This is a genomic window from Metallibacterium scheffleri, from assembly GCF_002077135.1.
In the GTDB taxonomy this organism is placed as follows: domain Bacteria; phylum Pseudomonadota; class Gammaproteobacteria; order Xanthomonadales; family Rhodanobacteraceae; genus Metallibacterium; species Metallibacterium scheffleri.
Genome location: NZ_LDOS01000005.1, coordinates 118,627 through 137,555, shown reverse-complemented (window position 1 = coordinate 137,555; position 18,929 = coordinate 118,627). Strand labels below are relative to the sequence as shown.

Annotated in this window: 17 protein-coding genes; 11 read left to right on the top strand and 6 right to left on the bottom strand. The window is 64.3% G+C overall.

Annotated elements, in window-relative coordinates; genetic code table 11:
* Positions 1 to 448 precede the first annotated feature (448 nt).
* Positions 449 to 739 carry a hypothetical protein gene (locus Mschef_RS17825; RefSeq protein WP_168708846.1) on the bottom strand — a complete coding sequence of 97 codons (291 nt, stop codon included), beginning with the start codon at positions 737 to 739 and terminating at the stop codon, positions 449 to 451.
* On the opposite strand from Mschef_RS17825, the gene Mschef_RS15870 reads away from it, so the two are divergent.
* Complete coding sequence (locus Mschef_RS15870; RefSeq protein ID WP_277921500.1) at positions 738 to 3,146, top strand: sensor domain-containing protein; 2,409 nt, start codon at positions 738 to 740, stop codon at positions 3,144 to 3,146. The two genes, Mschef_RS17825 and Mschef_RS15870, sit on opposite strands and share 2 nt — an antisense overlap.
* Positions 3,147 to 3,225: 79 nt before the next feature.
* Here Mschef_RS15870 and Mschef_RS15865 read toward each other — a convergent pair whose 3' ends face one another.
* On the bottom strand, positions 3,226 to 3,777 hold the full coding sequence (locus Mschef_RS15865; RefSeq protein WP_206780163.1) for an HD-GYP domain-containing protein: 552 nt from the start codon (positions 3,775 to 3,777) through the stop codon (positions 3,226 to 3,228).
* A gap of 354 nt (positions 3,778 to 4,131) precedes the next feature.
* Here Mschef_RS15865 and Mschef_RS15860 point away from each other — a divergent pair, with 354 nt between their 5' ends.
* The gene (locus Mschef_RS15860) at positions 4,132 to 6,513 is read left to right on the top strand and encodes a PKD domain-containing protein (RefSeq protein WP_081130198.1); all 2,382 of its coding nucleotides are present in this window, start codon (positions 4,132 to 4,134) and stop codon (positions 6,511 to 6,513) included.
* Between the two features lie 771 nt (positions 6,514 to 7,284).
* On the opposite strand, the gene Mschef_RS15855 is transcribed toward Mschef_RS15860, so the two are convergent.
* Together Mschef_RS15855 and Mschef_RS15850 are read right to left on the bottom strand one after the other, a co-directional pair.
* Positions 7,285 to 7,689 carry a hypothetical protein gene (locus tag Mschef_RS15855; RefSeq protein WP_136256601.1) on the bottom strand — a complete coding sequence of 135 codons (405 nt, stop codon included), beginning with the start codon at positions 7,687 to 7,689 and terminating at the stop codon, positions 7,285 to 7,287.
* 422 nt (positions 7,690 to 8,111) lie between these two features.
* A complete protein-coding gene (locus Mschef_RS15850; RefSeq protein WP_081130196.1) occupies positions 8,112 to 8,498 on the bottom strand; it encodes a hypothetical protein in 387 nt (128 codons plus the stop codon).
* A 345-nt stretch (positions 8,499 to 8,843) separates the two neighbouring features.
* Here Mschef_RS15850 and Mschef_RS15845 point away from each other — a divergent pair, with 345 nt between their 5' ends.
* The 9 genes from Mschef_RS15845 to Mschef_RS15805 all read left to right on the top strand — a co-directional run bounded on the left by Mschef_RS15845 (position 8,844) and on the right by Mschef_RS15805 (position 17,868).
* Positions 8,844 to 10,724 carry an EAL domain-containing protein gene (locus Mschef_RS15845; protein ID WP_081130195.1) on the top strand — a complete coding sequence of 627 codons (1,881 nt, stop codon included), beginning with the start codon at positions 8,844 to 8,846 and terminating at the stop codon, positions 10,722 to 10,724.
* A gap of 50 nt (positions 10,725 to 10,774) precedes the next feature.
* Positions 10,775 to 11,854 (top strand): thioredoxin fold domain-containing protein, encoded by a 1,080-nt coding sequence (locus Mschef_RS15840; protein ID WP_136256602.1) that lies wholly within the window; start codon positions 10,775 to 10,777, stop codon positions 11,852 to 11,854.
* A gap of 168 nt (positions 11,855 to 12,022) precedes the next feature.
* Positions 12,023 to 13,768 carry a type II secretion system ATPase GspE gene (gene gspE, locus Mschef_RS15835; protein ID WP_081130408.1) on the top strand — a complete coding sequence of 582 codons (1,746 nt, stop codon included), beginning with the start codon at positions 12,023 to 12,025 and terminating at the stop codon, positions 13,766 to 13,768.
* Positions 13,768 to 14,979 (top strand): type II secretion system F family protein, encoded by a 1,212-nt coding sequence (locus Mschef_RS15830; RefSeq protein ID WP_081130193.1) that lies wholly within the window; start codon positions 13,768 to 13,770, stop codon positions 14,977 to 14,979. Before gspE ends, Mschef_RS15830 begins: the two co-directional genes overlap by 1 nt.
* Positions 14,980 to 15,101: 122 nt before the next feature.
* On the top strand, positions 15,102 to 15,548 hold the full coding sequence (gene gspG / locus Mschef_RS15825; RefSeq protein WP_277921503.1) for a type II secretion system major pseudopilin GspG: 447 nt from the start codon (positions 15,102 to 15,104) through the stop codon (positions 15,546 to 15,548).
* A complete protein-coding gene (locus Mschef_RS15820; RefSeq protein ID WP_136256603.1) occupies positions 15,539 to 16,006 on the top strand; it encodes a GspH/FimT family pseudopilin in 468 nt (155 codons plus the stop codon). The genes gspG and Mschef_RS15820 overlap by 10 nt, the downstream gene beginning before the upstream one ends.
* Positions 15,987 to 16,409 (top strand): prepilin-type N-terminal cleavage/methylation domain-containing protein, encoded by a 423-nt coding sequence (locus Mschef_RS15815; protein WP_081130190.1) that lies wholly within the window; start codon positions 15,987 to 15,989, stop codon positions 16,407 to 16,409. Before Mschef_RS15820 ends, Mschef_RS15815 begins: the two co-directional genes overlap by 20 nt.
* Positions 16,406 to 17,053, top strand: a complete 648-nt coding sequence (locus Mschef_RS15810; protein WP_081130189.1) for a prepilin-type N-terminal cleavage/methylation domain-containing protein — start codon at positions 16,406 to 16,408, stop codon at positions 17,051 to 17,053. Before Mschef_RS15815 ends, Mschef_RS15810 begins: the two co-directional genes overlap by 4 nt.
* On the top strand, positions 17,050 to 17,868 hold the full coding sequence (locus Mschef_RS15805) for a type II secretion system protein GspK (RefSeq protein ID WP_168708981.1): 819 nt from the start codon (positions 17,050 to 17,052) through the stop codon (positions 17,866 to 17,868). Before Mschef_RS15810 ends, Mschef_RS15805 begins: the two co-directional genes overlap by 4 nt.
* 135 nt (positions 17,869 to 18,003) lie before the next feature.
* Here the strand turns inward: Mschef_RS15805 and Mschef_RS15800 are convergent, their stop codons facing one another.
* Both Mschef_RS15800 and Mschef_RS18200 read right to left on the bottom strand, forming a co-directional pair.
* Complete coding sequence (locus tag Mschef_RS15800) at positions 18,004 to 18,273, bottom strand: hypothetical protein (protein ID WP_136256604.1); 270 nt, start codon at positions 18,271 to 18,273, stop codon at positions 18,004 to 18,006.
* A gap of 152 nt (positions 18,274 to 18,425) precedes the next feature.
* The gene (locus tag Mschef_RS18200) at positions 18,426 to 18,782 is read right to left on the bottom strand and encodes a hypothetical protein (protein ID WP_242426574.1); all 357 of its coding nucleotides are present in this window, start codon (positions 18,780 to 18,782) and stop codon (positions 18,426 to 18,428) included.
* Between the last annotated feature and the right edge of the window lie 147 nt (positions 18,783 to 18,929).

Here is an 18,929-nt window from a genome sequence, read left to right as displayed (position 1 = left end):
CGGCGGGCTCACCCTGCTGCAACGTTTTGCAAACCGTCGTGACGACAGCCACAGGATGGCGGTAGCGCTCCATGGGAGAGCCGATCTGCGGAGCGTGTCGCAGTTCCAGATCCGCACTGTGAACCAAGGTCAGAGGGCGCTCCCGGGCACGACGCAAGTGGCGCAGATCGTCTGGTATACGCCACCGATCATATAGATCTCCTTGGAAGTGTGCCATGGATCAGCTGCGACGTGATTGTTCCGCACTGGCGAATCACTACCTTTATGCACAGGTTGCCACGTTCTTGGTGCTAGGCGCACCCGCGCTGGTGGCCCGCTTCTTCGACGGGCATCTGGCACTTGTGCTCGTGGGGCTCACCTTGGCGACGATGGCAGTGAACACCTTGTTCGCCCGGATGCGCTGGCGCCGAATCACCAGTGCATGGGCGTGCGACGAAGCTGCACGTCATCATGCAATGACATCGAGTATCTCGGATGCCACGAGTATCCGCAGCGCGTCTTCGAGACCGACACCAGAGAGAACGCTCATCCGTAATCCAAGTTGCGGCAACTTGCCCATGGCTCCGGTCAATCGCTTGCGATCCGAAAGGTGAGTCATGGACAATCGAACCACCATCGCGATCAGTGCTGAATCACACGCTGATCCCGCAAGCGCCCTGCCATTCGCATCGGGCGCGCGGGATTTGTCGTGGGCGCCACGGCTGCGCTCGGCCCAACCTGAAAGGAGTTCTGGCTGCATGCATGCGATCCCACCCGAGTCGGATGATTGGCGGAGCTTGGCCATCGAGCATGCAGTGGACGGTTGGCTGCTGACCGATGGTGCGATCGTTCAGGATTGCAACCCGCAAGCCGAGCAGATCCTCGGCCTCGAACGAGCAGCGCTGATCGGCCGGAAGCTGCGCGACGTTGCACCGGGTGCCAAGGCCCTGATCCAGGCGGCCAAGGCCAATAAAGGCGATGTCACCGCGGAATGGCCGGTATTTGTTGTGAGGGCCGATGGCTCCCGAATTCGCACCCACATGACGATCGGTGCCTTGCGAAGGGCTGGCACGCAACGGTTCGCACTGCGTATTCGCAGCACCCCCACGGCGCGCTCGCGCGGCGCGTTCGGATCCTCGATGGATCAGTCCTATTTGCAGGCGCTGTTCGATCACTCGCCCGAGGCCATCGTCGTCCTCGACCAGACCAGCAGGGTTCTGGTCGCCAATCCAAAGTTCCAGACCCTGTTCGGGTATGACGCAGAGGAGGCTCTGGGTCAGGACATCGATGCGCTGATCGTCCCTGAGTCGCTGCGAGCCGAAGCGCTTGGCTTGAATCGAACCGCATTGACCGGGATGGATGCCGAACACCAGACCTTGCGACGCCGCAAGGACGGATCGGTACTGCCGGTTTCGATTCTGGCGGCACCGATCGTTCATGACGGCCACGTCGTGGCGTTCTACAGCATCTACCGTGACCTGAGTCCATTGCAGGATATCGCCACGCGGCTCGAGCAAACGCAGACACGCCTGGACGTGGTGTTCAGTCAGGCGCCGATCGCGCTGTTCATTCTGGATGAGTCCGCAACGTTTACCTTTATCGCGGGCAAAGCCATGGAAACGGCGGGATTAACCTCGACGCAGCTCCTGGGCCACTGCGCATACGACCTGTTCAAGGAGTTTCCGGACATCCTCAGCGCAGTCGGACAGGCGCTGAGAGGCGAGCGGTCGACGACGGTGACCGCGTTCAGGGGACTGACCTATGAGATCCAATGCAGTCCCGTCCGCGATGCCGCCGGAACCGGCGTCGGCATCTTCGGTCTGGTCCGCGACGTCACCGAAACGCAGCTGGCGCGCCAGCAGCTCGAGTTCATGGCACACCATGACCTGCTCACGAATCTGCCGAACCGGGCGCTGTTCAACGATCGCCTGCAGGAAGCCTTGCATCGAGCCAAGCGCCGCGGGACCCATGTCGCCCTGCTGTTCTTCGATCTGGACGGATTCAAGCAGGTGAACGATACCCTGGGCCACCCGACGGGCGATCGGCTGCTCCAGTGGGTTGCGCAAGTGGCGCGCGGCGCGATCCGCGACATGGATACGGTGGCACGCCTGGGCGGCGACGAGTTTGCCGTGCTCGTCGAAGATATCGACACGCCCGTGGGCGCTGCGGCTGTCGCGCAACGCGTGCTGGAAAGTCTGGGTCAGCCCTTCGCGGATGGCGAGCACCAGATTGCAACCAGCGCCAGCATCGGGATCAGCCTCTACCCGAACGATGGCCTCGACCCGGAAAGCTTGTTCAAGGCCGCCGACATGGCGATGTATCGCGCCAAGGCGGGCGGCCGCAACCGGTTCGAGTTTTTCGCCAGCGACTTGGGCACGACGGCCACGACGATCTTCACCAAAACCGCCTTGATGCGTCAGGCACTTGAACACGATGGCTTTGTCCTGCATTACCAGCCCACTGTCCGCTTGATGGATGGCTGCATCACGGGGGTGGAGGCGCTGATCCGGCTGCGCCAGCCGGACGGCCAGCTGATGCCACCTCTCGAGTTCATCGCACTGGCGGAAGAAACCGGCTTGATCGTGCCGATCGGGCGCTGGGTCGCCCATGAAGCTTGCCGTCAATGGAAGGCTTGGCAAGCCGCAGGAAACCTCAACTTGCGCATGGCCTTCAACCTGTCGGCGCGGGAATTTCACGACGCCGCCTGCGTGCGGGCGATCGGCGATGCGCTGAAGACGCATGACGTGCCCGGCGATCAGTTCATGGTCGAGATCACCGAAAGCATGATGTTTCCGGACCCGATTCGGGCACGCGCCCTGCTGGAAGAACTGCGCGGCATGCACATCGCCGTGGCCATCGACGATTTCGGTACGGGCTACTCATCCTTGGCGCACCTCCGGAACCTCCCTGCCGACTTCCTCAAGATCGATCAATCGTTCGTTGCCGGCATTCCGGCCGACGAGAAGATCTGCGGCATCGTGCGCACCATCATGGCCATGGCACGAGGGCTCAATCTGCAGGTCATTGCCGAGGGCGTCGAAACCGACGCCCAATTGCAGTATCTGCGCGAACTCGCGTGTGACGAGGTGCAGGGCTATCTGCTGGCGCGCCCGCTCCCCGCAGCAGAATTCGCGCACTGGCTGGAGATCCGGCGCGCCCGAGGTTAATTTTCCAAGGATGCCGGCCACCCGCGAGTCCGATGACTTGGCATAGCGCAAGTAGAGAGCCTACAGCTTCGTCGTCACGTCACCGCCACTGCGAGGCGAGTGACAGGAACACATCCAGAATCTCAGGGTCATGCTTGGTACCGCGCTCACTTGCGAGAACCGACATCGTCTCGTGGTGTGAACGAGAGGCCTTGTACGGGCGCTGCGTGGTCATGGCATCGTAACTGTCGACCACCGAAATCAACCGGGAGCACAGTGGAATGGCCTTGCCCCGCAATCCATCGGGATACCCCGTGCCATCGTAGTGCTCGTGGTGGTGGCGGATGGCCAGCGCAACGTCATGACGGAAGGCAAGATGTTCGTAGGCAAGGGCAATTTCTGCGCCGCGGACGCTGTGGGTTTTCATCAGTGTCCATTCATCGGCATCCAGTGGGCCGGCCTTGAACAGGACCGCATCGGGCAACCCGATCTTCCCAACATCATGCCAGCGCGCCGCAATGCCCAGAACGACCTCCTCGCGATGAGGGCGATGCAGTGCCTGCGCTCTGGCGAGAAGGAAGGCAAGCGCACCCACGCGCCCGCAGTGATCTGCTGTGTACCGATCACGTTGCCCCAAGACGGCATTGAGCACGGGCTCGATCCGGGAATGCCATGTGTCCACCTGCACAACTCCTTCATCGCAAGGCTGGCCATGACCGAGAACGCCTCTCGATTTTGGCGATCGGCGCGCGCTACGCGCCTGTGGTCTTCAATGCGTCGATGCCGAGGACGCGGGGCGTGACGGATCTTGGATTCTAGTTCGCCACATGCTCCATCGCAGCGACGATTCGCGCCGGCGGGGTGCTGCACACCACTGATGCCGGCAGTCCGCCGGCAAGGTACACTCGCAGCAACCGCATGGTCAGACAGGGATGTCGTGTTGGCCCCCGTCGACCACGCCAGGCTTGGTCAAAATCTGACGGACATGCCCAAGGGGGGCACCACCATGCAGCATCGACTGAAGTACACCTTGATCCTGGCCGCGTTGCCGCTGCTGGCCAGTGCCGCGATGGCACCGACCACGGCGCCAACCGCGCCCGTACCCGCAGTGGCGGCGAAACTGTCGCCGCAAATCGCGCGCATCGCCGCCACGGCGGGCACCACGGAAGGTCACACCCTGCAAACGCGGGCGCTCGCGGCGCAGCAACTGCCCTACGGACCTTCGCCGCTGGCCGCGCGTTTCAACAGCAACGGCCAGGTACAGGTGTATTTGCACTACGACGCGCAGCAAGGCGCGCCGGCGCCGGCCACGCTGCAAGCGCTGGGCGCCACGCGCATCCTCACCAGCCCTGAACTGGGCGTGGTGCAGGCATGGGTGCCGGCGAGCGCGCTGTATCGGATCGCCGCCATGACGCAAGTCGCGCGCATCACCATTCCGCGCTACGCCGTGCCGGCGCGCAATCTGGCGCCGATCGGCGCCAGGCCGCGCGAAGGCTCGGTGGACACGCAGGGCGACCAGCTGCTTGGCGCCGCGCAGTTCCGCACCGCCACCGGCCTCGACGGCTCCGGCATCTCGGTGGGCATTATCTCGGATGGCGTCGGCACGGTCAGCGGCAGCACTTCCAGCGACATCACCCAGGACCAGAGCACCGGCGATCTGCCCACCAGTCCGGCACCGTATGTCAACACCGCAGTCAATGGCGGCGGCAGCGGCAACGAAGGCGCGGCGATGATGGAAATCGTCTACGACATGGCGCCCGGCGCGGGGCTGGGTTTCTGCGGCCCGGCCACGGATGCCGACTTCATCACCTGCCTCAATGACTTCGCGGCCGGCAATGGCGGCTTCAGTCCGACCATCATCGCCGATGACCTGGGATTTCCGGGTGTCGCCATGTTCAGCAACGGCCGCTTCGCCACCGCGGTGCAGAACTTCGCCATCGCGCACCCCAACATCCAGTTGCTGACCGCGGCCGGCAACGATGCGCAGCAATTCTGGTCGGGCACCTGGAACCCGATGACGATCAGCACGAAAATCAGCCCCTCACCCACCAGCACCACCGACGCCTACACCTACACGCAGGCGCAGAACTTCGGTACCGCCGGCAATCCCCTGCCCTACATGAGCTTCCCGGTCGCGGCAGGCGACACGGTGACGTATGTCGTGGAATGGGACGATACCTGGCCACTCAGCAGCAGCGCGACCAACGACCCCAACGATTACGACGTATTCCTGACCGACACCAGCGGCAACATCCTCGCCTGCAGCATGGGCATCAATGCCGGCCCGGTTTCCACCTCCACGGCAGCGCCGTCGCCCAGTTACTGCGATCTCGGCAGCAGCCCGGGCACGCTGACCTCGCCCGGACCGCAGCCCGTGCAGGGCAACCAGTACACCAACAACGGCAGCAGCACGCAGACGCTGCAGTTGCACATCTACATGCGCAACGGCACGCCGGGAGCCAACCTCAAGGTGCTGGTCTTCGCCAACAACCACAGTTTCCAGCTGATCCCCAATAACCCGGTCGGCAGCATCTACGGCCAGTCGGCCCTGCCGGCGCCGTATGAACTGACCACCACGGCGATCAGCGCCGCCAACGTCGCGGCCAGCAACTTCACCATCGAACCGTATGCCTCGGAAGGTCCGATCTCTTTCTCGCAGCCTTCCACCGGCACCAGCACGATACAAAAACCCGACTTCACCGCCGTGGATTGCGTCGACGTCACCGGCGTGGGCGGCTTCGGGCAGAACAACAACACCACGCCGCCCAGCGCGACTTTCTGCGGCACCTCGGCCACCCCCGAGGCCACCGGCGCCGTGCTGGCCCTGCTGAAGAGCGCGTTCCCCAGCAGCACGCTGTCGTCTTCCGCGATGCTGCAGGCCGGTGCGCAGGCGCTGACCAGCTCGGCCAGCAATGGCAGCGGCAACCCCAATGGCGTGTACGGCTACGGACTGGTCAATGCCTACAACTCGGCGGCGGCGATCGCACCCAAGCCCCTGGCGACGATCAGTGCGCCTGCCGCCAACAACACCAGCATCCAGCCCGGCGGCACGGTCAGCTTCAGCGGCAGTTGCTCGGCCAATGGCGCGCCGGGCAGCACCGCGCTGGCCTGGGCCTTCGGCACCGGCGCCAGCCCGAGCACCTCCACCAGCAGCAGCGTCACCGTGACCTATGCCACGGCCGGCACCTACACCGCCACGCTGACCTGCACCAACAATGCCTTCAACACCAGCACGACCGCCACGCGCATGGTGACCGCGGCGGTACCCCCGCCACCGCCCGCGTCGGGTGGCGGTGGCGGTGGACTCGGCCTTTTCAGCCTGACTGCACTGGCCGCGCTGGGCGCTGCGGAAGCCATGCGGCGACGTCGCATCGGTCTGCGCCAATAAGCGGCGTGCCAGGCATGGACGAAGAAGGCAGGGGCGATCCCTGCTTTCGTCGCTGGACCTTCCGAAATTCGCCATAGGCGGCGGGCGTCAGCCCGCCGAGGCTTCTCTTCGGTCGCTGCTCGCAGCGTTACGCTTTCCAGTCGCCGTTGACTACCCGGCAATCAGACTGCGGCTCGAGCGTCGAAGAGCCTGCGCAGGGATCGCTCGGCGCCAGCCCCGTCTTGTTGCAGAGTCGTGCGTTTGAGCAGAGCCCAAGAGATTGGGAGATGGAGAGGTCCTTGAGCGACGCGCCCTTGGCCTGCTGGCCAGCCAGCAGCGTTTGACCCGGGTAGCCCAACCCAAGAGTTGCCTCGTCGTCGGTCCACAGCAGCGGAAGTAGGCCGCGTGCAAGGCGGCGTGACAGAGTGCCCGCGCGTAGCACAGGGCACGGTCGGGACGCCGCAGAACGACGCGGCGAGGGTTAAATGGACGGCCCGGTTACGGGTGGAAACCGTTTATGCCACAGCCATTCCCGCCTGGCGTGACACCATGCACGGCCGCCGCGACTGAGCGCTCTCAGCGCTTTGGCGGCGACTCAATGGCAGAACCCCGCGGAGAATGCAACTGGACCACACCGGGCCGAGGCAGGCAGCTGGGCATGCTGTGAATGGGTCGCGCGTCGAGCGCCCTGCGGAGCGCGCGAATCAGATCGGTTCCACTGCGATCTTGTGGAAGAATGGATGGCACGCACGATGGCCGGCAAACACGATGTCGCGTGCGCGCTGGCTCGCGTCAACTTCGCCGACGTGGGCGTGTCGGCAAGGCGCCGACCATGCCGATCACAATCGCCAGCGTCAACGACGTCTGAAGACCCGGAGACCGAACGATTGTGTTGACGATTCCACCGACGCCAGCACCCAGCAGCCCAATCGCGAAGATCCGGGCGGCGTAGCCCCAAGAAGTCTTTGGATAGTGGAGCCCGGTGGCGACCGTCGCGCGCAACACGCTGTACAGCACAAAACTACCGCAACCCAATACCGCAGCCGCACCCCAGCTGATGGTGCCCTGGGTGATTTGCGGCATGACGTGAAGTATCACGATCACGATGGGAACGACCACACACCATTCAATAGCGCGCTGCCAGAGTGCCGGTTCGGTCAACCGTGCTGACGCATCAGGATGATCAGAGCTCGTCATGGTTTTCCTGCTCCTTATCGAATGCGACGATGCATGATCGCTGCCATCAGAGGAAACCTGCCGTGAGCAACGGTGTCGCATGTTTGCCGGAACGGCATCTGCACAATACCTCGGCGATCTTTACGATACACCGAGCATGCAGGACTTCGACACGTGAGGATCATTGCATCGCCGCCGCACTGTGCTGCTCACGCTCGGCAGCGGTAGGCGCATACATCTGCAATCAAGCGGCAGAGGATCGACGGGTGGAACAGCTTCAACTACTGAGATAGGCCGGCCACCGTAGGGTGGCCATACCAGAGGGGCCGTGTCAGCGACCCAGCCCAAGCCGCTTCGAGCGGCTCACATAACTAAAGCCCTCGGCTTCGCCTTACCCGTGACCCCCGCGCGAAAACGTATTGACGCCGCGCAGGGTAGCTCCGTCAGTGGCTCTGCGCCAAGAGTCGCAAGCGTTGAATCTGAATGCCCTGCGCCGCATCGCCGGGGCGTCGTCCGGGACGACTCTGCTCCACTTCGCCCCAGACACACTGGACCGAATCGATGCAATGCCGCTCGACGCGAATGCGCTCGCCGACGTGCAACGGAAACGTGGTCTGCAAGACCAACGTGTCATCACCGACCCGGACCAGCAGCCCGGGGCGACTGGTCATCGCATTTAAGCCGATGAAAAGTTGAACCTCTTGTGGCGCGTGATCGCCGCGCTGATCCAGTCGCCAGGACTCGACACGCTGCAAAAGCGTCTGGAGATGTGGGGCATCCCAGTCCACGGCCACGGCATAGGGTGTCGGAAATTTCACGGAATCGTTCATGACAGGACTCCCTGCAGCCTCTTGGCTTGGTCGTCAGTGCCAATACCCTCGCATCAACTTTCCGAGCCAGCACCAAAGAATTCTTCGCGCACATGACAAACTCAATGGCTACTTCACCGTCTCGATTTTGATGGGTCACTCAACTCCTTGCTTCGGGTACCGCATCCGCTGGCCTTGCGCCGATCATCGTAGGCCATTGCCCAAACGAGGCTGATACGTCGATCACAACCCGCCGAGTTTTCACAATTCGACACAAGCGACGAGCAAGAAACCGCACTGAATCGGCTGCGCCGCACTTGTCCGCGCAACAGCCGGGTGCTGCAATGCCTCCCGGAGGCACGCACCATGCCGGAATCACTGCCGAATCCTGGTGTAGGTGAAGCATCCCGAGCGGATGAGACAATTGCCGATCGGCCACGCGTTGTTCTGCTGGATGTGGATCCGTATGCTCAACCGGTGCGCGCTGAACTGCGCGCCGCTGCCGCAGTGCTCATGCCCGCCATGCGCGAGGCGGCCGCCTCCATCCGTTCCGTCCTGGATGATGACCCGCAAGGACGTGAGACCTTTGCGCTTCTCGAACGCGAAGGTCTGGTGGATCCGGCGCGATTTGCCGAACGCTACCTGCTTGGGGTTTATTCGCCGCGACTGACGCGTCGGCGCCAGCAGCGACGTGCGCACCTGATCGGGCAGTGGTTTGAGTTGATGGGTCTCCCGCTCAGTCTCTCCGTCGAGGCGATGTGGCTGACACTCCGCTTACTGCACCGAGCCATTGCACAGCTGCCTTGGGCGCGCGAACGGCGCAGCCAGCTGGCGACTTTTCTGACTGCGCGAATGCGTGAGGAACTCAAGGCGCAAATCGATGGCCAGCGCCAATTGGCACTCGTCCGTCATCGCTTGATCGTCGCGCTCGAGCAGTGGCGTGTCGAAGCCACCGATTGGCCGGAGTTCGTGACGGGCGCCATGCGGCGACTCTCGGGTCGCCTTGGCCTGGTGGCTCTCGCGCTCGGCCGTCCCGACAGCGAGGCGCGAATCGTCTATGAATTCACTTCGCCGGGATTCATGCCCTACCTGGAGGCGATCCGGAGGCTTCGCGTCGGATCGCTGATGCTGGACGCGAGCAGCACGTTCGGCCACTCGCCCCAAGCACGTGCCTGGCGCAGCCGCTCGATCGAAACCAATCCGTCCTATCTGATCGACACGGGCGCAGCACCGTGGGCGCCCGCCGCTCACTCGGTTGGTATCCACGCTTCGGCGGCCTTTCCGATCGATGACTTGGGCGGCCAGGCCGCAGCGGTGTTCGCACTCTATGGGCAATGGCCACGACAGTTCGAACCCGAATCGGCGCGACTGTTCCTGCAGGCGCTGCGCCAGGTCTTCGCACAAGCCTACGTCGAACTCGGACGGCGCAGTCGCGCCGAGATCATCCCGGCCGAGATGCGCCGCGATCATCTGCAGTTGCTCAGCCGTGGCGCCGTGCAAATGGTTTATCAGCCTATCGTCGACTTGCGGACCGGCCAACCGGTCGCCGTCGAAGCGCTGGCGCGTCTCGAACAGGGTGCGGAGCCTCTGATTCAGCCTTCGGCCTTCCTCGCAGGGTTTGGCCGCGCGGAACTTAACCGTCTTTTCGTACTCGGGCTGCGCATGGGGCTGCGCCAGCTGGCGCAGTGGGACGCGCAATCGCTCCCTCTGGCGTTGACGCTCAACCTGCCTCCCTCGGTCCTGGTCCAGCCCGACTGCGTTCGCTGGATCCAGGATGCCTTGGCTGCGACCGGCATTGCCCCCCAACGATTGATGCTGGAGCTTCTGGAGGATGAGGAAACCTCTACCACGGCCATGCGCGACATCGCCATCCAGCACCTCGCCACGATGGGCGTGCGACTGGTCATGGATGACTTCGGCTCCGGCTACAGCAATCTCTGGCGCCTGCGTAACCTGCCATTCCACAGTGTGAAATTCGATCGGCAGTTGCTGGCCGATCTCGACACCGATCACCAGCCCCGGTTCCTTGAAGCCCTCGTTGCAGTGGCTCGGAGCCTGCATTTGCGCACCGTATTGGAAGGGCTGGAGACCCAAGACCGAGTGGAGCGGGCCTGCACCCTGGGGGCTGATGCAGGACAGGGTTTTGCGCTGTCGCCGCCACTGCTTCCGGAGCAAGTGCCATCTTGGACGGCAAACTTCGAGTGGCGACGCAGAGCGGCCTTTGAACGATCAAGATGCCTGGATTGAAGGTATGGTTTCGTTGCATCCGCCACGTGCGTGAATAACATGTGTATCGAGTGCGCGCACCGACGTATGCGCCCTCAACGGTCACGCTGTCCTTGGGTTTTCTTACCCTGCCGTGCCAAGTCGTTCGAGCGCTTGAACGATGGCTGGCCCCAACGCGTGCTGACCGCGTCGGCGCGATCCAGGGCATCAAGATCAAAGCCAATTGTGGCAATATCGAGCCAGGAATTATCTTCAAACTGGAGAGGGGCTCTATGCGGATCGTGTCAGTCATGGGGGGTGGCTTGCACTTTGCGTTTCTCGGCATCGCCGCGATCCTCTTGCTGGCCTCGAGCAACGTTTCGGCTGGCACTTACTCAAGTGGACGAACCGCTCTGATTTCGCTGTCGCGTGCGCAAGACCTCGTATCGGGTGCCAGCCACGGCCGCGCGCGCGCCCTTTCGGTCTTCCCGGGACCCGATGGTCTCGAGGGCATCGTGGTGGCCTTGGTGGCCAAGGGTTCCGCACGTTCGATCATCTGGGCCACGCCCAACGCGAAGGCTGTCCTCATCGGCAATCTCGTCGACGCGCAGGGCCAAAACCTCAACGAACTGGCCGAGGTCGCGCAGAATCTGCGGACGAGTCCCCTGACTGCCCTGCAGGCCGCCACGCAGCCAGCTTCCATGAGCGCGCTGACACCCGGATCAGGCCCCATCCTGACGTTCTTCATCGACCCCAATTGCATCTTCTGCAACCGGCTGTATCGGGCCCTCACGCCCGAGGTCCGCGCAGGCAAGTTGCGCATCCGCTTCGTGCTGGTCGGCATCGTCAAGCGTGACAGTCCTCAACGTGCGATGTCGATCCTGTCTTCAGCTGATCCGCTCAAGGCCATCGGTCAAGATGAAACGCACTTTGACGCGGCAATCGAAGAGGGCGGCTACCGCATCAGGACCAGTCCCACGCCGGCAGCTGCTGCCGCGGTGAAGGCCAATGACCAGCTGATGTCGCGCATGGGGGCGGTGGGTACGCCGACCCTGCTTTACTGCAGCAAAGCCGCAGACGGACATGTCGAGATGATGAAGGGTGTTCCTGCCGATATTCCCAGCTTCGTCTCCGATCTCGCCACCGGTCCAGCGCCCGAGTGTCATGCGTGAGTGTGCAACACCACCCACGGCGGGCGATCTGCGGAAGCATGGGCACCCTATGCTGATGCACTCCATGCACCCGCCCCACGATGGACTCTTTCGCCGCCCGGGCTGTTGCCGCAATCGCGGCACTGCCCATAGGCAGCGTTCCGAATCCACGCGGCATTGCGACTCATGATGCGCGCCGACATGAGCGTATCGGCACTGCTGTCGACCACGGATGCGCGAACGCAGGAAAGCGTCGTCGTGCAGAAGCTCATCGCCGCCGGCCGCCTGAAGGAGAGCGACGTCGCGCGCGCGCAGCGCCTGCTCGCGGAATCCGGCGATGGCACCATGTCCTCGCTCCTGGTTCGACTGGGGTTGTTGGCCGAGCGGGATCTGATCGAGGCCTGGGCGGAGGTGCTGCCCGCCGCCCGTTTCGACCCCACTTCGGCACCACCGGCGGCGCCCGAAGGCATCGATCTGCTGCCGTTGCGCTTCCAGAAAGCGCACCGCGTGGCGGTTCTCGGCGCGGATCCGGAGCATATCCACGTGCTCATCGCCGATCCGGCCGACCCGTACCCGCTCCAGGCGATCGCGCTGGCCACGCGGCGCTCGGTCGTTCCGATCCTTGCGCTGGGTAACGAAATCGAGGATTTGCTGGAACGCTGGTATGGCACAGGGCGCTCGGCACTCGGCAGCATCGTGGAAACGATGGGCCGAGAGAACGCGGACGGCGACACCGGCGACATCGAGCACCTGCGCGATCTCGCGTCTGAAGCCCCGGTCATCCGGCTGGTCAACCTGCTGATCCAGCGGGCTGTCGAGCAGCGTGCCTCGGACATCCATATCGAGCCTTTCGAGGATCATCTGACGGTGCGGTATCGCGTCGACGGCCTGCTGCGCCAGGTCGAAGCGCCGCCGGCGCGCCTGGCGGCGGCCGTCATCTCGCGCATCAAGATATTGGCCCGCCTCAACATTGCCGAGCGACGCCTGCCCCAGGATGGGCGCCTGATGGTGCGCATCGCCGGCAAGGCGCTCGATGTGCGCGTCAGCTGCATGCCGACCAGCTTCGGCGAGTCGGTCGTGCTGCGCTTGCTCGACCGGGAGAGCATCCAGTTCGATTTTGGTGCGCTGGGCTTCGTGCCGCCTGCCCTCGATGGCTTCCTGCAGGCGCTGGATCGTCCCAACGGCATCGTGCTGGTCACCGGACCCACCGGTTCCGGCAAGACCACCACGCTGTACACGGCGCTCAGCCGGCTCAACCGCCCGGAGCGCAAGATCATCACCGTCGAGGATCCGGTCGAATACCAGCTCGATGGCATCAACCAGATTCAGGTCAAGCCCAGTATCGGTCTGGATTTCGCGCAGGCCCTGCGTTCGATCGTGCGCCAGGATCCGGACGTGATCATGGTCGGCGAGATGCGCGATCTGGAGACCTGCCGCATCGCCATCCAGTCCGCGCTGACCGGCCATCTGGTCCTCTCCACGCTGCACACCAACAGCGCCGCGGCCGCCATCACGCGGCTTCAGGATATGGGGGTGGAAGATTACCTGCTCGCCTCGACCGTGCACGGCATTCTGGCGCAGCGGTTGGTGCGGCGGCTCGATCCCGCTGCGTGCGAGACCTATCAGGCGCCCGAGGACGTCGTCGAGACGTTTCAGCTGCGACGTTTTTCGAATACCGGTCCCGTTCTCTTGCGCCGACCGCGGAAGGACCTCGACCCGACGGCCAGCGTCTACCGAGGTCGGATGACGGTGCTGGAGTACCTGCCGCTGACCGACGCCATCCGGAGTTTGATTCTGCGTCGTACCGATGCCGTCACGATCGAACACGCTGCGCGGCAGGCGGGCATGCGCACCCTGTTCGAGGATGGTCTGGTCAAAGCCCTCGCCGGCGAGACCACGATCGAAGAGGTACTTCGCGTCACGCAGGAGTCCTGATGGCGCGATTCCGCTATCGTGCGGTCGCTCCGAGCGGTGCGCTGGAGCGCGGCGAAATCGAGGCCGACAGCATCGAGGACGCCCTCGCGCGCCTGCACGATTCAGGGCACATGCCGCTGGAGGCCCGACCGGCCGTGGCGCGGGGCGGAGGCTTAGCGCGTTGGATCCGGCCCCGCACCCTGGATCTGGCCGGACAGGCCGAGTTCGCGCTGCAGCTGGGCACCTTGCTGCGCGCAGGCCAGCCCCTGGATCGCGCGTTGGGTCTTCTGATCGAGCTGCCGGAGACCGCCTCGGCGCGGACCATGATCGAACGCATCCGCGAGCGCGTGCGTGGCGGAGCAACGTTGTCGTCCGCCTTGGATGCGGAGCCCGCGGTGTTTTCCAAGCTCTTCACCAGCCTGATTCGCGCCGGCGAAGCCAGCGGCCATCTGGACACCGCCCTGACCGGTCTGTCGACCCATCTGGCGCGCACCGTGGCCTTGCGCGGCACCGTTCTGAATGCCCTGGTCTATCCAGCCTTCCTGCTGGTCGGCGTGCTGGGGGCCTTGATCCTGCTGTTGACCTATGTCGTACCGTCGTTCGTCCCCATTTTCGCGGGCATGGGCGTGCCGCTGCCCTGGATCACGGTCGGCGTTTTGGCACTCGGGCAGTTCCTGCAGCAGTGGGGCTGGGCCGTCCTGCTGGGTCTGGTCGCGCTGAGCATCCTTGCCGCCCAACGACTGAAGAATCCCGCCGCGCGCCTCGCACTGGATCGCCGCCTGCTGAAGATGCGTGTGCTCGGCCCATTGCTGATCAAGATCGAAATGGCACGCATCGCGCGCACGCTCGGGACACTCACCGGCAACGGGGTTTCCCTGCTGTCGGCGCTGGCCATCGCGTCCCAGGTCGCCACGAACCGCGCCATCCGCGTGGACGTGGAGCAGGCGGCTGAGCGCGTCCGCGATGGGCATGCGCTGGCCGCAGCGCTCACCCATGCGTCTTGGGTGCCGCGCGTCGCACTGGCGATGATCCAGGTCGGCGAGGAGTCGGGGGAGCTCGATGCCCTGCTGCTGCGACTGGCGGACACGTTCGAAGCCGATGCCGGGCGCACCATCGATCGTCTGCTGGCGGCGCTGGTGCCGACCTTGACGGTCTTGATGACGTTTCTGGTCGGACTGATCATGCTGGCCATTCTGCTGCCGCTGCTGAGCCTCACCAGCGGCATTCATTGATCAATTGGGGCCAAGGATTCTTCGGGGAGAGTGTCGTGTTCCCATCAAGGGCATCGAGCAGCACGTTCAATCCAGTTCCATCGTCACGCGTGCGGCAGAGCGTTTCGAGCGCCGCAGGCTGCCTGCGTCGCCGGACCCGCTTCGGCAGGGCAAGTCACCCGCGCACACCCGCGCGATCCGGCGGCTTTACCCTGATGGAAATGCTGGCGGTCATCGTGTTGCTCGGCATCGTGGCCGTGATCGTGGTGCAGGCGGTCGGACATAACGTCGAGAAGGGCCGTTACGACGCTGGCAAGGCGCAACTGGCGGTCATCGAGCAGGCGATCAGCAACTACGACCTCGACAACGGATCGCCTCCCCCTGACTTGCGGGCGCTGCTCAAGGCGCCGCCGAGTACCCCGGACTGGCAAGGGCCCTACCTGAAGCCCTCGCAACTGGTGGACCCCTTCGGCCATGCATTCGGCTACCGGGTACCGGGCAAGCACGGCCCATATGACCTCATCTTCTATGGGGCCGACGGCAAACCCGGAGGCACGGGCTACGACAAGGATGTCGGCAGTTGGCAGTAGCCGTGGGCCGCGTGCGACAACATGGATTCACGCTGATCGAGCTGATGGCGGTCATCGTGCTGCTCGGCATCGCCTTGGCGGTGGGCGGCATGGCGCTGGGCGGCTCCTTGCGTCGCAACGCGCTGCCGACAGCCGCACACGATCTCGCCGCAGCCTTGCAATGGACCCGCGCACAAGCCATGGCGCAACGGCATAGCGAAGCACTGGAGTTGGACCTGGCCCATCCGGGCTATCAGGCCCCCGGATTGCCCCATGCGAGCTTGCCGACGGGCACGGCACTCCAAGTCACCACCGCGCTGCATGAGCAGGTCACGGCGTCCACAGCCGGCATCCGGTTCTTTCCCAACGGAACCTCGACCGGCGGCCAAGTTCTTCTGGCGCGCGGGCACCAGCGTTGGGCCGTGGAAATCGCCTGGCTGACCGGGCAGGTCCGTGTCCATGCGCTACCAACACACTGAGGTACGCACGCGCGGATTCACGCTGATCGAGATGATCGGCGCCTTGGCCTTGGCCGCCATCGGGCTGGTCATCCTGCTGCAGGTGCTGCGCGAGACCACCGAACTGGATCTGCATGCCGAAGGCGCGACCGGCGCGGCACTGCGCGCGCGCTCGCTGCTGGCCGAAGTCGGTGGACCCATTCCCCTGAAACCCGGCGCGTACCAAGGACAAACGCAGCAAGGCTACGCCTGGCAGATGACCATTGCGCCTTGGTACGCTTCAGAGGATCCCGGATTGAACTTCGCACAGGGTGGAAGTCCCTTGCTCGCCATCCGCTTGCAACTCCATTGGCATGGCCACCACGCGCAGTTCGAAACCTTGCGGCCGGCACCGCCGCTCACCGCGGCACCGCCCGCACCATGAAAGCGCGCGGCTTCACGCTCCTCGAGATCCTGCTGGCCCTGGCCTTGCTGGCGGTGCTGAGTGTGGCCGTCTGGGGCACCCTCAGCGTGGCCACCCGCGCGGTGCGCAGCGGCGGCAAGCAGGTCGATGCCCGATTGCAGGTCGATGCCGTGCAGGCCGTGTTGCGTGAGGAGATCGGGCGGGCGTTGCCGTTGACCTGGACGGTCGGACCGCAAGGGCGCCCCCTGACGTTCTTCGGTGGACCGCAGGGCATGGCGTTCGCAGGCACGTTGCCGGCGGCGCTGGGCGTCGCCGGCCCGCAGCGCATCCAAGTGTCGTTTCTCAATCGGGCAGCGGCGTCCACTGAATCCGGTCGCCTGGTCATCGGCTTCGCGGCACTCCGGATCGGGCATCCGCCGACACCGACGGGAACCCCGCAGGTGCTGCTGCCCCTTGCAACCGGCGCATTGGCCTACCAGGGGTTGAATCCGCAGGGGCATCCGACCGGCTGGCTGACGCACTGGCCTTGGCCCTGGCGTTTGCCGCAGCGCGTCCGGATCGCGATCCACAACCCGCTATGGCCCACGGAAGTCATCGCACTGCACCTCGATCCGGAAGCCACGCAGTTTGCCAACGGGCTCTATGCCCGCAAGAACGCGTCATGAGACACCGCGGCTTCGCGCTCCTGCTGGTGCTCTGGGCGATGGCCATCCTGGCGCTCCTGTTGGGCGCTTACGGTCTGCAGGCGCGCAGTGCGGCGCTGGCTGCGGAGACAACCCTGGCGCGGACTCAGGCGCACGCCGCTGCCGAAGCAGGCGCCATGATTGCAGTGGCGGCGCTGCAAACGCCCAATACGGCAGCCCGCTGGATCCCGGATGGCCGGCGCTACGTCGTGGCCTTCGGCGGCTTCGTGCTGCACCTCCGCTGCACCGATGTCAGCGGTCTGGTGGATCTCAACAGTGCGTCGCAAGATACCTTGCGTGGCTTATTCCAGGCTGCAGGCGCCCCGCCGACGAACGCCGACGTGCTCGCGCGGGCCATCATTCGCTGGCGTCACGTACCGCTTCAGATTGGCATGCTGGCGCCAGCGAGCGATTCCCGGGGCCATGGGCCCTTTGTCACCCTCGGCGGTCTGCGCGGCATTCCGGACATCAGTGGTGCGCTGTTCCGGCGAATCGAACCCTCGTTGACCCTGTGGTCCGGGCGCCCATCTCCCAATCCCCGATTCGCGCCGGCGCTGGTGCGCGGCGCGGTCCATTCGGGATCGGATCAAACCATGATCAGTCAGCTCTCATCGTTGCCATCGTCCATTCAAGGTGCCCGCGCATTCAGCGGTAACTGGGGCAGCGGTGTCGTGCGCATAGATGTAGCGGCCATTCGCGCGAGCAAGCGCGTCGATCGGTTCCAAACGACCGTTCGGTTGATTCCCGGAGACGCTGCGGCGCTCCGCGATCGTGTCTTGGACTGGGGGCGCGACTGATTTCTGAAAGGTTGCACTGGTGGCTGTGCGGTACTGAGCGCTGACCAACGTCAGCGACTTCACCGAGATCATGGCGGTGAGGCGGAGCAGAGAGGAGGATGGGGCCGCTCCCACAAGGGCGGCCCTCAAGTATCCCTAGAATATCAACGGCGAGTTGACGTGGAAGGCATTGATCTTCCAGTGCCCCTGCTCCCGGATCAGGCCCAGATCGATCTCGGCCGTGCCATGTGCAAACTCCGCATGGGCCACATAGTTCGCGGTGACGATCTTGCCCTTCCCGGCCAGCACCGCGATCTTCGATTGCCCCTTGGCGCCATCGTAGTGCACCAGCGGCCCCAACTTGGCGAACGCAACGAAGTAGCGGTCGAAGTCTGCCTTGGGGAACCGTAAGAGACTTTCCGTCAAGCCTACCCGCACGATGCTCTTGCCTTGAGCTTTCGGGCGGTTGCTGGTCGACAGTTTGTAGTGAGTGCTGCGTGTCTGCGCGGTTGGTATCGAACGGCCAGCACTTGCTTTTCCACCTGCTGAACCTGCTCTTCCAGGCCCTGCCAGACACGCTACTGGGCGCACACGGCCATGCGCACGCAAGGGTCCGGAAACGCCTGCCGAATGGCGTGGTCGGTGAGCTGGCGGAACGCGTTCGCAGACAGACACTGCCCGGTGTAGCGCGCCCACGCTCCTTGCACCCGTTGCATGGCGCTGACGCTCTGGCGTACGAAGATGAAGCGCTGTCGTAGCAGGTCACGCACCCCCCGCCCTTCCCGCAGGTAGATGTAGCCCTCGGGCAGGATGCCCAACCGCATCAGGTGTGCCAGGTGATGTGCATCGCTCTCGTCCCCGCCGTACTTCAGCCCGTCGTACTGGGGCACCGCGGCTGTGTTGACCAGTTTCATCGGATAGCCGTGGTCGGCCAAGCCATCCACCAGCCAGTACCCCCAAGTTCGACGTCTACGAGCGGAGATTTTGCTCTGAAGGTGTGTGGCGACAAGGGTTTGGGCTCGTCTGAAGCGGCCATGCTGTAGTGACACGTCATTTCGCAGAGTAGGCTCAGTAGGCTTCTT